The sequence below is a fragment of the Halomonas sp. AOP7-E1-9 genome (assembly GCF_052376035.1).
Taxonomy (GTDB): domain Bacteria; phylum Pseudomonadota; class Gammaproteobacteria; order Pseudomonadales; family Halomonadaceae; genus Vreelandella; species Vreelandella citrativorans.
In genome coordinates this window covers 245,267-258,966 of the sequence record NZ_JBQSVC010000001.1, presented here as the reverse complement: position 1 = coordinate 258,966, position 13,700 = coordinate 245,267, and the positions used below count along the sequence as shown (strand labels likewise).

Sequence of the window (13,700 nt, the reverse complement as noted above, 5' to 3'; positions counted from 1 at the left end):
CCCCGATGACCATGGATATTCAGGTAGCGGAAGGCGACGTCGAACGCCTCTCCTTGCGCGACTATACCGAAAAAGCGTACCTCGACTACTCGATGTACGTCATCTTGGACCGTGCGCTGCCCAACATTGGCGACGGCATGAAGCCCGTGCAGCGGCGGATTATTTACGCCATGCGCGAATTGGCGCTACACGCCAATGCCAAGTACAAAAAATCAGCGCGTACCGTGGGCGACGTGCTGGGTAAATTCCACCCTCACGGCGACAGCGCCTGTTACGAAGCCATGGTGCTGATGGCCCAGCCGTTCAGCTATCGCTACCCGCTGGTGGATGGCCAAGGCAACTGGGGCAGTCCGGATGACCCCAAATCGTTTGCCGCCATGCGCTACACCGAGGCCAAGCTCTCCAAGTTTGCCGAAGTGCTGCTGGGCGAATTGGGGCAGGGCACGGTCGACTGGGCACCCAACTTTGACGGCACCATGCAGGAGCCTCTCGTGCTGCCTGCCAAGTTGCCTCATGTACTGCTCAATGGCGGTACCGGGATTGCCGTGGGCATGGCCACCGATATTCCGCCCCATAATGTTAGCGAAGTGGTCGAGGCTACCTGCCATCTGTTGCGCAACCCTAAGGCGACCACAACTGACTTGATGGCGTTTGTACCCGCGCCGGACTTTCCTACGGATGCGGAAATCATCACGCCCCAAGCCGACCTGCGTAAGCTTTATGAGTCAGGCCGAGGCTCGGTAAAACTGCGTGCGCGCTATACCCGCGAAGACGCCAATATCGTGATTACCGCCGTGCCGTACCAGGTCAGCGGTGCCAAGGTACTTGAGCAGGTTGCCGCGCAGATGCAGGCGAAAAAACTGCCGATGGTGGCCGATCTTCGTGATGAATCAACTCATGAAGAGCCCACGCGCCTAGTGATTGAACCGCGCTCCAGCCGCGTCGATGTCGAGTCGCTGATGGCCCACCTGTTTGCCACCACGGACCTGGAAAAGAACGTGCGGGTAAATATGAACGTGATCGGCCTGGACGGCCGCCCGCGGGTCATGCCCCTAACGGATATGCTGGGCGAGTGGCTACGCTTTCGCCGGACCACGGTGCGCCGCCGGTTGGAGCACCGCCTGGGCAAGGTGGAAGACCGCCTGCACATTTTGGAAGGCTTGCTGACAGCCTATCTGGATCTTGACGAAGTGATCCGAATTATTCGTGAGGAAGATGACCCAAAAGCCTCGCTAATCGCCACTTTTAGTCTCTCTGAGCGCCAAGCGGAAGCGATTCTCGAACTGCGCCTGCGTCACCTTGCCAAGCTCGAAGAGATGAAAATTCGCGGCGAGCAGGACGAGCTGGAAAAAGAGCGTAAGTACCTTACGGGCTTGCTGGGCAGTGAAGCAAAGCTAACCACGCTGATCGAAAAAGAGATTCGTGCGGCGGGCAAAGAGCACGGCGACGAGCGCCGCTCACCGTTGATTGAGCGCAGTGAAGCCAAGGCACTTTCAGAAGTTGAGTTGCTGGGGGCTGATCCGGTCACCGTAGTGTTGTCTGATAAAGGCTGGATTCGCGCTGCCAAAGGGCACGATATTGATCCGGAAGGACTGTCCTATAAAGCCGGTGATAGCTTTCATCTGGCCGCTCGGGGCAAGACTAATCAGCCGCTGGTGCTGCTGGACGACACGGGACGCGCTTATACCCTGGCCGCCCATAACTTGCCCAGTGCGCGGGGCCAAGGTGAACCGGTGACCGGCCGCGCTAATGTCTCGGCAGGGGCACAAATGGCCGGGCTAATGCTTGCCCCACCCGAACGGCGCTTCGTATTGGCAAGCGACGGTGGTTATGGATTTATGGCCCGCTTGGACGCGCTTACCGGTAAAAATAAAGCCGGCAAAGCGGTACTCAGCGTACCCAAAGGCTGTAGCGTGATGGCGCCCATCGAAGTGCCTGACGGTGAAGAGCTGTGGGTGGCGTCGGTGTCTAGCGAAGGCCGATTACTGCTGTTCCCGCTTGAGCAGTTGCCTGAAATGACCAAAGGTAAAGGCAACAAAATGCTCGATATTCCCGGCCCGAGAGCCGCCCGACGTGAGGAGTTTGTACGTGACGTTACCGTTCTCTCGGCAAGCGACGCACTGCTGGTTCACGCCGGTAAGCGCAAGCTGACCTTGAAAGCGGATGATTTAGCGTATTATCGCGGCGAAAGAGGGCGACGAGGCAGCAAGTTGCCGCGCGGCTTCCAAAAAGTTGATCGGTTAGAGGCGGGAGAGTAACTCATGACAAAACGTTGTTTAATTCGTGCAACCGGTATGGCGCGTTCCGGGCAGCTAGAGGGATTTGGGAAAGCGCTGGCCCGCACGAATGCCCAGCTTTTGGATATTAATCAAAGCGTGACGTTTGGCATGCTCTCTCTGGAAGCCCTTGTGGGGCTTGAACGCGATAATGCCTTGGAGGCGATGCTCAGCGAGGCGGGCGATGCGCTAGGGTTGGATGTGCAGGTGATTACGGTTAACGCCGACGATTATCGGCGCTGGAGCAACGAAGCAAGTCAGCCTCGGCTTATTTTGACGCTGCTGGCGCCGCATTTGCCAGCAGGCATATTGGCTGAAGTCGGCATTTTAACGGCAGAATTTGGGTTAACGGTCGAGCTGATTCATCGGCTTTCTGGGCGTGAATCGCTGGAGGGTAGCGCGCCTTCCGGCGGTGCCTGCGTTGAGTGCTGGTTACGTGGCGACGAGGCGAATATCGAAGCGCTGCGCGAAAAGGCGTTGGCACTAGGAGGCGAACATGGCGTGGATATCGCCATCCAGGAAGACTCAATCTGGCGGCGCCATCGCCGCCTAGTGTGCTTCGATATGGATTCCACGCTGATCAAAGCTGAAGTGATTGATGAGCTGGCCCGGCACCACGGGGTGGGTGATGAGGTTGCCGAGGTGACCGAACGGGCCATGCGTGGCGAGCTGGATTTTCAGGAGAGCTTTCGCGAACGCATGAGCAAGCTGAAAGGCCTGGATGAGTCGGTGCTGATCAAGATTGCCGAAGAGCTGCCGTTAATGGATGGCGTAGAGCGTTTGATGGCTAATTTAAAGCGCTTCGGTTACCGCACCGTGATTCTATCCGGGGGCTTTACCTACTTTGCCCGCCATTTACAGGAAAAACTCGGCTTTGACGAGATTCATGCTAATGAGCTGGTGATTGAGAACGGTAAAGTCACTGGTGAAGTGACGTTGCCGATCGTTGATGCTGAGCGCAAGGCAGAGCTTTTGGAACAAATTGCGCTGCGCGAAGGCTTTACGTTGGAGCAGACCATTGCGGTAGGCGATGGCGCCAATGACCTGAAAATGCTGGCTAAAGCGGGATTGGGTATCGCGTTTCGAGCCAAGCCATTAGTGCGCGCTCAAGCGCGTCAGGCGATCTCGACACTGGGCATTGATGCCGTGCTGTATCTGATTGGTTATCGCCAAACGGATCTAATGGATTAAGTGCTTTTCGGCCAGCTATTGAGTCGGTGCGTAACGTACCGACTCAATAGTACGCGCTCTATAAACCCGACAACTACTGGGTGGTAGATAGTGCGATGCCCTGATATTCGTGGCTCAGGTGCTCAAGCCTTTCTACCTCGCTCTTGCTAAGTTCAGGCGAATCCCATAACGGGTTGCCTTGGGCATCTTGAAGGCCTTCGACGGTTACCGTGAGCGATACATCGCTGGGTATTTGTGTGTTTCCCCAAGCGCTAAAACGATTAGGTGCCAAGCGCCACATGGCTGTTTCACCTGCTTCAAGACCGCCCGCAATCACATAGTAAAACGTTTCATCAATCCAGGGCGCGGACCGATCAGCGCTGGTCACAACACCTCTTAAAAATACTTGCGAGACGGCCTGCTCCGTATGATTGGTCACCTCAATATCCAGCGCCGGTTCTGGTGTGCCGTATGGGCTTTGGCTTATATAATAGCGTGCGTTATCAATGCTAAAGCGCTCCCGTTGCTCGCGGTCTTTAGCTGCCCGCGCTTGCTTTTCAGTCAACCGGGCAAGGGTAGAGAGCGCCTGCTGACGCTCTCTGGCTCGCCTCTCACGTAGAATATCGTCGGCGCGTTTAATTACCTGGTCGCCCGTTAGACCATGCATGCGAACGTTGGCCGATTCAGCGATCTCGGCTGCATTCATTCGTTTAGGGCTAAGTAAGGCCATGCTGCCAAAGTTTGGCATCGCCATGATAGCGAGCGCTTTATCAAACTCATCACGCTTATAAGCAGGCATCGCCTCACGTACATTCTCAATTGAGACAACCGCCGCTGGCATGGAGCTGGTATCTATTTTGGGGTCTGAGCAACCGGCTAACACACATAGCGATAGCGTAATGGCAGACAGCCGTAGGAGGCTCCACATACATTCACCTCATTATGGTCAAAAACGCTGTGGAGCTTACCGGAAAGCGCTAACGACCACTACTATCTCTGTCATTGTTAAGCACTTTATTTATCGGTTGTGGGCTGTGAAAATTTAGGAAGCCGTGGCCGTGTAGAGACTGTTTTTCTCACTACAGGGCCATGGCCGGACGGCTAACCGTGGCCTTTGTCGGGATGGGGGACGGGTTTATCACCGACTTCCTCTGAGCGAAGCTCTATCGGTTTGCCCTGCGTTTTTTGGGCATGCCTCAAACGCAAGTGCAGGCCGGTTTTGGCAAGCAAATGGGCGCTGACAGGGGCGGTAATAAACAGAAATAGCGTGATGAGCAACTCCTGAATATCAATGTGACCATCGACACTCCAAAAATAACCCATTGAGGCAATCAGCATGCAGCCAATACCCAGCGTAGTGGCCTTGGTAGGGCCATGCAGGCGCATATAAAAATCGCGCAGGTGAGCCATCCCCAGTGAGCCGATAAATACGAACACGCCGCCGGTGATAAGCATTAAGGAGATAAGTGCTTCTACAAAGAGCGACATGGCGACGCCTCCGGGTGATACGAGACAGAAAGTGCGTTCATTCGATAATGTCTCCGCGCAGAATGTATTTGCACACGGCCACGGTGCTGATAAAGCCCAGCATGGCAATCAGCAGCGCCGACTCGAAATAGGTTTTGCTGTTAAGCCATAGCCCCAGCAGAACAATCAGTGCGATGGAGTTAACGTACATGGTATCCAGCGCCAGTACGCGGTCCGGGAGGTCTGGCCCCACGGTAAGCCTAAAGAGATTCATCAGCAGCGCCATGACGACAAGCGCTAGGGTAATGTACAAAGCAATGCTTAGCATTCGTAAATCTCCTTGAGAGGACGCTCATACCGCTCGCGGATCTGCCTGATCAGTTCCTCTTCATCATCAACATCCAGAGCATGGATTAATAGCGATTGACCGTCGAGGCGCAGGTTGGCTGATACCGTGCCAGGCGTCAGGCTAATGGTGCTGGCCAGCAGCGTAATGGTGAAGCGCTCCTCCAGCATTAAAGGGTATTCAATAAAATGTGGCGTTAGCCTGCGCCAAGGGTTGGCCACTAGATAAGCCACCTCAAAATTGGCGACGACGATATCCTTTAAAACCCTCAAGATAAACCGCAGCAGCACCCAGGGCTTTTTGATGCGTAGAGTCGTGTCCCAGAACCGATAGGTCACCAGTGGGATGATAATGGCCAGTATGCCGCCCAGTACGATTTGCCCGGGGGCGTAACTGCGTGCAAGCAGCAGCCAGACGCCTAGTAATAATAGCGATAAAACTGGCGTCGGCAGCCAGGAGCGCGGGGTAATCATGGGGCATCTCCTGCATCAAGTAGCAGCGTGTCGATCAAGACTTGTGGCTGTGATAGCTGCTCGGCCGTTGCTTGGGTGTAGCTGCTGATGGGCCCTGCAAACAGGGTCATTAAGGGGGCCGCGCTTAGCAGCCAGATGACGGCAAACCATTGGCGGCGTGGCAACGCATTGCCGCCTAAACTGCCGCGATAGCTACGCCAGAAGATCGTGGAACCTGCGCGCGACAGAGCGATCAAGGCTGCCAAACTCACCAGCAGTAGAGTAGGCCATAGCCATAATCGCTGAGCACCTTCAGCGGCGTTGAGCACCAGTGCTTTCCCCAAGGCGCCGGAAAGTGGCGGAACGCCCACAACGGCGACAGCACCTACAAGAAACAGTAGCCCTAACGCCTTGCCTTGGGTCATGGGGCGGCTTTTCACCAGCCGAGTCCCTGCCTTGCCGCGCTGTAATCCGATCATTTCAGCCAGCAGGAATAAACCACCCGTAATCAAGGAGGTATGAATCAAATAGTAAAGAAGCGCTGAAGTCGCTTGCTCTATTCGCATGCCCACACCGACCAAAAGTGTGCCCACCGACAGCAACACCAGGTAAGCGACCAGTAGTTTTAGGTCTCGGGCAGCCATAATGCCTACCCCAGCGGCAACGAGCGTTGCCAAGCCGAGCCACCATACCCATGGCTGCTCCAGTGCGGTCAGTGCGCCCGCGCTTTCGCCAAAAATCAGCAGATAAACGCGCAGGATGGCGTAGATACCGACCTTGGTCATAATGGCAAAGAGAGCTGCCACCGGGGCGGGCGCCGCTGAATAAGCGCGCGGTAGCCAGAAATAGAGCGGCAAAATGGCGGCTTTCAAGCCAAATACCACCAACAACATTAACGCGCCAGCGGTCACCAGACCTTGGCGCTCAGCAGGCAGTTCGGCTACGCGCAGCGCCATATCCGCCATGTTAAGCGTTCCCGTAGCGCCATAAAGCGTACCTACCGCTATCAGAAACAGTGAAGAACCTGCCAGGTTGAGTACCACGTAATGCACGCTCGCCTGGATGCGTGCTTTGCCGCCACCGTGTAGCAGCAGCGCGTAAGAGGCGAGAAGCAGCACTTCAAAAAAGACGAACAGATTGAACAAGTCGCCGGTTAGAAACGCGCCATTAATGCCCAGAAGTTGCCACTGAAAAAGGCCGTGAAAATTGCTGCCTTTTTCATCATCCCCTGCACAGGCAAATATCACGGCACCCACTGCAAGCAGGGCTGTGATCAACAGCATCAAGGCAGATAGGCGGTCGAGCACCAGTACGATGCCGAAAGGCGCTTGCCAGTTGCCCAATGCGTAGTAAAGAATCTCGCCACGCATGGCTTGGCTAATTAGGCCTATCGCCACGGCCAGTAATAGAACGGTGGCCACAACGCTCACGATACGTTTGTAGCGAACCAATCCTTGGCGCTGATAGAGCAGCATAATGCCGGCGATCAGTGGCAGGACGATAGGAAAAACAATCAGGTGTTGCATCATTCGCGGTCTTCCTTTTTACCGTCTACATGATCGTTGCCCACTTCACTGCGGGCGCGCATCGCGAGAATCACGACGAAAGCGGTCATTGCGAAGCCAATAACGATGGCGGTAAGCACTAGCGCTTGAGGCAGCGGGTCGGCATAAACGCCTTCGCCATGAACAATGGCCGCACCGTCAGTGGTTAACCCACCCATCGAAAATAGAAACAGGTTCACGGCGTAAGAAAGCAGCGTTAGACCTACCACTACGGGAAAAGTACGCCCCCGAAGCGTTAAATAGAGGCCACAGGTGCTCAGTACGCCGGTGGTGATTGCGTAAAGTAATTCCATCAGCTTTGCTCCTTGGCGGGTGGCGGCGTGACCTCATCGCCCTTGGGCTCATTAACCACTGGCCGGTGAGTCGTGGTGACCTTGCCCAGGTTGGCCAGAATCATCAGCGTGGCGCCGACGACGGCGAGATAAACGCCGAGATCAAACAGCAGAGCAGTGGCTAACTCAAACTTACCGACTACCGGCAGGCTAAAGTAGCTGAAGGCAGAGGTCAGGAAGGGGTAGCCGAACAACCAGCTACCCAAGCCGGTTAGCGTCGCCACCGCAACCCCTGCAATGGCAACGGGTTGGAAGGGGAAGTCCAAACGCTGTTGTGTCCATTCCACGCCACGTGCCATATACAGAAGAATCAGCGCAACCGCGGTGATCAAGCCAGCGATAAAGCCGCCGCCGGGCTCATTGTGGCCGCGCAAGAAAATAAACGCCGATACCAGCAGCGCCAACGGCAATAGAGCTAGTGAAATAGAGGTCAGAATGGCCGGATAACGATCAGGGGACCAAACGCGGCCTTCTCCGTCGCTGTGCGGGATAAACAGGCGTAAACGGTTGAGCAATTTGAAAATCGCCAAGCCCGCCAAGGCCAGCACCGTAATCTCGCCCAAGGTATCGAAGCCACGGAAATCGACCAGAATGACGTTGACCACATTATGGCCGCCGCCGCCAGGAACGCTATTGGTCATAAAGAAGTTAGAGATCGACAGCGTATCTCGCGTCATCACCGCATAGTTAATGCTGGCGATGACAAGTCCCAATGAACCCGCTAACAGCATGTCGCGCAGATTGCGCTTGGGGCTGGATTCGGGGGGCGTCTTTTGAGGCAGGAAAAAAAGCGCCAGCATCAGCAAAATCATCGTTACCACTTCCACCGAAAGCTGCGTCAGCGCTAGATCCGGTGCAGAGAAGCGTGCAAACGTAAGGGCTACAAAAAGTCCCACCACCGACAGCATGAGTAGTGAAATTAGCCGGTAGCGGTGAGTGGCGGCGGTGGCGATACCGCCAAAAATCAACATGCCAGCGCCTAGCAGCAGCACGCCATCAATGGGTTGATTGCCTTTGGGGCCGGTAAGCTCGGTAATTTGTGATAAGCCGATAACGCCCATGATCAGCGTGGACAGCAAAAGCCAGCCCACAAAGCGCTGCAGCGAATGACCGTCCCAGGCGGCCACGAGGGCTTCTGCACGTTGCTCAAGGCTGATCATTGCGCGCTCAAACACACGGCTTGCATCGACGCTGGCAAACGATTGGGCGAAACGACGTAGATCAGCATGGCGCCAGTAAAGGACAACACCCACTACAAACGCCACCATACTCATGATGAGTGGCAGGTTCACGCCGTGCCAAATAGCCAAGTGGAAGTCCAGCGGTTCACCGAGCACCGCTTGCGTCGCCAGCTCAAGCAGGTTATTGACCATCAGCGTGGGGAATAAACCTACCAGCATGCAGAGCACTACTAGTAGTTCGACCGGAAAACGCATCAGGTGTGGTGGCTCATGAGGCGCCTTGGGCGACGCTTCCTTCGCAGGCGCATAGAACACCGCATACACCAGACGTACCGAGTAGGCAACGGAAAGAATGCCACCTATAGCGGCCAGCGCAGGGATTAGCCAACTTAACCCGCCCAGTACGGGCGTGGCTAATGTTTCAGTAAAGAACATCTCCTTGGAGAGAAACCCATTAAAGAAGGGCACACCTGCCATCGCCGCAGCGGCCAGTGTCGTCAGCAGGGCAGTAATGGGCATGGTTTTGCGCAGCGCACCCAACTGCTTAAGCTCACGTGTGCCGGTTTCATGGTCGATGATGCCTGCGCTCATGAAAAGCGCTGCTTTGAAAGTGGCGTGGTTAACAATATGAAACAGCGCCGCCAAAACGGCCATAGGCGTGCCGATGCCCAATAGCACTGTAATCAGGCCCAGGTGGCTAATGGTAGAAAACGCCAAAATACCTTTTAGGTCCGTCTTGAACAGAGCAAACCAGGCGCCATATAGCAGCGTGATTGAACCGATAAGCGGTACCACCACGCTCCAAAGCTCGCTACCGGCAATCGCTGGATGCAGCCGGGCCATTAAAAAGATGCCCGCCTTAACCATGGTGGCCGAATGCAGATAAGCAGAAACCGGGGTCGGCGCCGCCATGGCATGCGGCAACCAGAAATGAAACGGGAACTGCGCCGATTTGGTGAAAGCACCCAATAAAATTAGTGCCAGCATGATGGGGTAGCGCGGGTCCGCCACAATGGTGGCACCACTGGCCAGCACATCACTCATATTGAAGCTGCCGGCCATATCGCCGAGCAGTAATAGCCCCGCTAATAGGGCAAGGCCGCCTGCACCTGTCACGGTTAGCGCCATGCGTGCGCCTTTACGCGCATCGTTACGATAAGACCAAAAACCGATCAATAGAAACGAGGAGAGACTTGTAAGCTCCCAGAACAACCATAAAAGAATCAGGTTGTCAGACATTGAGATGCCGACCATAGAGGCCATGAACAGCATCAGAAAAGCGTAGAAACGCCCTACAGGTTCATCTTTGCCCAAATAGAAGTGGGCATACAGCAATACGAGCAGGCCAATCCCCAGAATCAGGAGGTTGAAAAGCAAGGACAGGCCATCCAGACGAAAGGCAAGTTCCAAGCCAAGCTCAGGCATCCATTCAGCATGGAAGCGCAATGTTTCACCATCCAGCAAGGCCGGTATCTGAAGTAAGGTGAGTAGCAGGGCGGCAGCCGGTACCACGCTCGTCGCAAGCGAACACACAGAGCGGTCGCGTTGAGCGGTGATCAGTGGCACCAGTACCCCAAGCAACGGTAATAAGGCTATCCAAAGCAGTGTCATGGGCTCATCCAGCGCAATAAAATCTCAAAAAAGGCCGCAAAGTGAGGAGAATACACCTAGGGCCAAGGGTAAATTAAGCGAAACTGTAGAATATCACTTGTTTTGAAGATGTGCGGCTTTCGTATAATCGGTCCGCGTATTCAATGAACAAGAGAAAGTGATTGGGGGCTTGCCGTTGATGCACGCCCCAAACGGTTGGCGGTTATTGCAGGTAGCATTTGCGTTGCCGCATGGGGAGGATGAATAATGCTTCTCATTTTTTAAACTATTTTTTGAATTTTCTATGCTTGCGAGAACTTTACAGCAATGAGCACTTCCTTTAGTACCTGGCAGGCACGCTTTGAAAAGCTGCGCAGTAATAAGTTTTTTGAGACGTTTGTGATTGCCATCATTGTGATATCGGCGCTGGTAATTGGCGCACGCACCTACGATGAGGTGAGCCGGTTTGAGCAGTGGCTCGGCGTGCTGGATATGGCGGTGACGGTGTTTTTTCTGGTCGAGATCCTTATTCGTATGGCGGCAGAGCCCAGGCTGCGGGATTTCTTCAAAAAAGGCTGGAACATCTTTGATTTCTTGATTGTTACCGCCAGTCTAATCCCCATGGATGAGTCAGAAATGGTGCTGCTGGCGCGCTTGCTACGCATCTTCCGCGTGCTGCGTCTGGTATCAATGATACCTGAGCTTCAAATGCTGCTGTCGGCGTTGATCAAATCCATACCACGTATGGGATACGTGGCGCTTTTGATGTTTATTATTTTCTACATTTATGCCGCAATCGGCAGCTTTTTGTTCCACACCGTCGATGAGCAGCTATGGGGTAACATTGCGCTGGCCATGCTCACGCTTTTCCAGGTGGCAACATTCGAAAGCTGGGCCACTGCCGTCCTGTACCCGACGATGGAGCACTTTCCCTATGCCTGGATCTACTTCTTAACGTTCATATTCCTCAACGCCTTTATCTTTCTCAATATGATGATCGGCATTGTGCTGGACGTCATGCAAAAAGAGAGCGCCCAGATGGCGCTGGACAGTGGCGAAGGAGAGGAGGCTGAGATACAGGGGTTACGTAGTGATGTTCGTGAATTACGTGCTCAGCTTGACCGTATGGAGTCAGCACTGACAAAGCGTGATACAAACTCGCCTCAATAGAAGGCAGGCACGCACCATGCGGTAGCGGATACGGCTTCTTCGAACATGGTAGGAATAGAGAAAGGGGCGGCCCGTGTTGCAAAACACGGGCCGCCCCTTTGGGTTATGGTGTTTACAAGGTACGGTTACTCCGGCAGGGCATAGACCACCAGTTGGTCGCCTACCTGATCTTTGACAATCGTATTGCCCCCGGCTACGAACGCCACATATTGTCGGCCCTCGTACTCGTAAACGGCAGGATTGGCGACTGCGGGCGCTTCCGCTTGGTCAGACCAAAGCTGTTCGCCGGTTTCAAGCGAGTAAGCGCGAAGCTTGGCGTCTATGGATGCGCCGATAAATATAAGCCCCCCAGCCGTGATAGCCGGGCCGCCAATGGTCGGTGAGCCCCAACGCTCAGGCATGAAAAAGCCGTACTGCTGTGAAGCGCCTACCGGGCGGCGCCACTTCACATCGCCGGTGGTCATATCCAGCGCCACCAACTCGCCAAAGGGCGGCTCCCAACAGGGCATGCCAAGCCAGTTAAGCGCTACTTCCAAGCGCATGCCGTAGGGCGCGCCCTCTTGAGGAGAGTATCCGCTTTCATTACCTGAACCTCTGTCGGCTTCTTCAAAGTCGTCGCGATTAAATAGCTTCACGTATTGCACAATATGTGACGTATTGACGACGGCCGTTTGATTAACCGGGTCAAAGGCCACGCCGCCCCACTGCACGCCACCGGCACTGTCCGGGTAGGCAAGTGTTCCTTCGCCTTGGGTGGTAGGTGGGGTGTACATGCCTTCATACCAAAGATCATCCCAAAGGGCGGAGCACTGGCCAAAGCTCACCGCATCGGCCAGCGCCCAGATGCTTGGTTTCTCAGACTGGTCAAGCAGCGGGGCGGGTTTGGTGGGAAATGGCTGTGTGGGTGAGTAGACTTCGCCCTCTACCGTACCATCACCGCTAGGTACCTCGCGCTCTTCAATCGGCCACACGTCTTCGCCGGTTTCACGGTTAACCACGAAGAGAAAACCCATTTTGGTGGCCTGCATTAACGCCGGTATCTCTTCACCATCGACCGTAATATCCATTAGGGTAGGTGCGGCGTTAATATCGTAGTCCCATAGGTCGTGATGTACCCACTGGCGTGACCATACGACCTCTCCGGTTTCAATATCCAGTGCGGTCGTGGACGTGGCCAGCGGCACTTCCTCGGTACGATTACCGCCCCAAAAGTTGGGCGAGGGCGAAGAGATGGGCAAGTATACAAGCCCAAGTTCTTCATCGGCTGCCATGTGAGTCCAAACATTGGCGGTACCGCTGCGTTCACGCATCTCTTCGGATAGCGCTTCAAAGGCCCACTCAAGCTCGCCTGTGCGCGCATTGACCGAGAAAACGGTACCCGAAGGGGCTTCACTGGTTGCCCAGTCTTTACCCGCCCAGCCCAGGATAAGCCGGTCACCCACGACAGTGGGGGGTTGCAAGAGCGATAACGGCCAATCTTCGGGAATATTATTCCACTGGTTAACGTTCAAAACGCCATTATCAGCAAAGTCTTCACAGGGTTCACCGCTATCGGCATCGAGTGCGAAAAGCTGAGCATCCATGGTGCCGAAGTAGATGATTTTATCGCAGGCATTGTCAGAAGGCTCGTCCGCTTCCCAGTAGGCTACCCCGCGGCTTTTAAGCGCTGGCTGGGTCAAGGCTTCAAGAGAGGAATCGGTGTCAAACATCCAGCGCTGTTCGCCAGTGGCGGGGTCCAAGGCAAATACCCGGTAAAACGGCGTGCCTATATAGAGCGTATCGTTGGCAAATACGGGGGTTGCTGACCAAACCGTGGGAGGAATATCGCCAGAGCCATCGGAGACATCGCCGGTATGAAACTCCCACGCTTTTTCTAAATGACCTACGTTGTCTACGTTGATCTGATCCAGTGGGCTATATTTTTGCGCATTAAGCTGCCCGTGAAAGCTATCCCAAATGGCGCCTTCGGGGACTAGCGGAATTGCCTGGTGGCTATTTGTCTCGTTTAAAGGTTCGCTTTGCTCGGAAGGCAGCGCTTGCGCCAATAGCGGTAACGGTGTGAACAGTAGCGCTAAAAGCAGGTTGCCAGTGAAACGAGAGGATGAACGCCCACATTGGCGTTGGGTATTTACATAATGAGCAGGCATAGAG

11 protein-coding genes are annotated in these 13,700 nt (G+C 54.8%); 3 read left to right on the top strand and 8 right to left on the bottom strand.

The window, feature by feature from the left end; translation table 11 throughout:
- The first annotated feature begins 5 nt into the window (after nt 1-5).
- Both parC and serB read left to right on the top strand, forming a co-directional pair.
- Nucleotides 6-2,258 carry a DNA topoisomerase IV subunit A gene (parC, locus tag ACT3R4_RS01225; protein WP_192526293.1) on the top strand — a complete coding sequence of 751 codons (2,253 nt, stop codon included), beginning with the start codon at nt 6-8 and terminating at the stop codon, nt 2,256-2,258.
- Between the two features lie 3 nt (nt 2,259-2,261).
- A complete protein-coding gene (serB, locus tag ACT3R4_RS01220) occupies nt 2,262-3,467 on the top strand; it encodes a phosphoserine phosphatase SerB (protein ID WP_192526294.1) in 1,206 nt (401 codons plus the stop codon).
- Between the two features lie 73 nt (nt 3,468-3,540).
- Here serB and ACT3R4_RS01215 read toward each other — a convergent pair whose 3' ends face one another.
- The 7 genes from ACT3R4_RS01215 to ACT3R4_RS01185 form a co-directional block, all read right to left on the bottom strand.
- The gene (locus tag ACT3R4_RS01215) at nt 3,541-4,374 is read right to left on the bottom strand and encodes a DUF6694 family lipoprotein (protein WP_318779675.1); all 834 of its coding nucleotides are present in this window, start codon (nt 4,372-4,374) and stop codon (nt 3,541-3,543) included.
- Between the two features lie 173 nt (nt 4,375-4,547).
- A complete protein-coding gene (locus ACT3R4_RS01210; RefSeq protein ID WP_192526295.1) occupies nt 4,548-4,934 on the bottom strand; it encodes a Na+/H+ antiporter subunit G in 387 nt (128 codons plus the stop codon).
- A gap of 37 nt (nt 4,935-4,971) precedes the next feature.
- Nucleotides 4,972-5,241: a K+/H+ antiporter subunit F gene (locus tag ACT3R4_RS01205; RefSeq protein WP_087109537.1), complete on the bottom strand. Its 270-nt coding sequence runs from the start codon at nt 5,239-5,241 to the stop codon at nt 4,972-4,974.
- The gene (locus ACT3R4_RS01200; protein WP_172116262.1) at nt 5,235-5,732 is read right to left on the bottom strand and encodes a Na+/H+ antiporter subunit E; all 498 of its coding nucleotides are present in this window, start codon (nt 5,730-5,732) and stop codon (nt 5,235-5,237) included. The genes ACT3R4_RS01205 and ACT3R4_RS01200 overlap by 7 nt, the downstream gene beginning before the upstream one ends.
- Nucleotides 5,729-7,240 carry a monovalent cation/H+ antiporter subunit D gene (locus ACT3R4_RS01195; RefSeq protein WP_441676991.1) on the bottom strand — a complete coding sequence of 504 codons (1,512 nt, stop codon included), beginning with the start codon at nt 7,238-7,240 and terminating at the stop codon, nt 5,729-5,731. Before ACT3R4_RS01195 ends, ACT3R4_RS01200 begins: the two co-directional genes overlap by 4 nt.
- Complete coding sequence (locus ACT3R4_RS01190) at nt 7,237-7,569, bottom strand: Na+/H+ antiporter subunit C (protein WP_087109531.1); 333 nt, start codon at nt 7,567-7,569, stop codon at nt 7,237-7,239. Before ACT3R4_RS01190 ends, ACT3R4_RS01195 begins: the two co-directional genes overlap by 4 nt.
- A complete protein-coding gene (locus ACT3R4_RS01185) occupies nt 7,569-10,400 on the bottom strand; it encodes a monovalent cation/H+ antiporter subunit A (RefSeq protein ID WP_192526297.1) in 2,832 nt (943 codons plus the stop codon). The genes ACT3R4_RS01190 and ACT3R4_RS01185 overlap by 1 nt, the downstream gene beginning before the upstream one ends.
- 306 nt (nt 10,401-10,706) lie before the next feature.
- Between ACT3R4_RS01185 and ACT3R4_RS01180 the strand changes: the two genes are divergently transcribed.
- Nucleotides 10,707-11,549, top strand: a complete 843-nt coding sequence (locus tag ACT3R4_RS01180) for an ion transporter (protein WP_192526298.1) — start codon at nt 10,707-10,709, stop codon at nt 11,547-11,549.
- Nucleotides 11,550-11,674: 125 nt separating this feature from the next.
- Here ACT3R4_RS01180 and ACT3R4_RS01175 read toward each other — a convergent pair whose 3' ends face one another.
- A complete protein-coding gene (locus ACT3R4_RS01175) occupies nt 11,675-13,696 on the bottom strand; it encodes a pyrroloquinoline quinone-dependent dehydrogenase (protein ID WP_441676992.1) in 2,022 nt (673 codons plus the stop codon).
- Nucleotides 13,697-13,700: the final 4 nt, after the last annotated feature.

What these genes read in the sequence shown, in the direction of transcription:
- parC (WP_192526293.1), top strand. Translation starts at nt 6, where the DNA reads ATGACCATGGATATTCAGGTAGCGGAAGGCGACGTCGAACGCCTCTCC.
- serB (WP_192526294.1), top strand. Translation starts at nt 2,262, where the DNA reads ATGACAAAACGTTGTTTAATTCGTGCAACCGGTATGGCGCGTTCCGGG.
- ACT3R4_RS01215 (WP_318779675.1), bottom strand. Translation starts at nt 4,374, where the DNA reads ATGTGGAGCCTCCTACGGCTGTCTGCCATTACGCTATCGCTATGTGTG.
- ACT3R4_RS01210 (WP_192526295.1), bottom strand. Translation starts at nt 4,934, where the DNA reads ATGTCGCTCTTTGTAGAAGCACTTATCTCCTTAATGCTTATCACCGGC.
- ACT3R4_RS01205 (WP_087109537.1), bottom strand. Translation starts at nt 5,241, where the DNA reads ATGCTAAGCATTGCTTTGTACATTACCCTAGCGCTTGTCGTCATGGCG.
- ACT3R4_RS01200 (WP_172116262.1), bottom strand. Translation starts at nt 5,732, where the DNA reads ATGATTACCCCGCGCTCCTGGCTGCCGACGCCAGTTTTATCGCTATTA.
- ACT3R4_RS01195 (WP_441676991.1), bottom strand. Translation starts at nt 7,240, where the DNA reads ATGATGCAACACCTGATTGTTTTTCCTATCGTCCTGCCACTGATCGCC.
- ACT3R4_RS01190 (WP_087109531.1), bottom strand. Translation starts at nt 7,569, where the DNA reads ATGGAATTACTTTACGCAATCACCACCGGCGTACTGAGCACCTGTGGC.
- ACT3R4_RS01185 (WP_192526297.1), bottom strand. Translation starts at nt 10,400, where the DNA reads ATGACACTGCTTTGGATAGCCTTATTACCGTTGCTTGGGGTACTGGTG.
- ACT3R4_RS01180 (WP_192526298.1), top strand. Translation starts at nt 10,707, where the DNA reads ATGAGCACTTCCTTTAGTACCTGGCAGGCACGCTTTGAAAAGCTGCGC.
- ACT3R4_RS01175 (WP_441676992.1), bottom strand. Translation starts at nt 13,696, where the DNA reads ATGCCTGCTCATTATGTAAATACCCAACGCCAATGTGGGCGTTCATCC.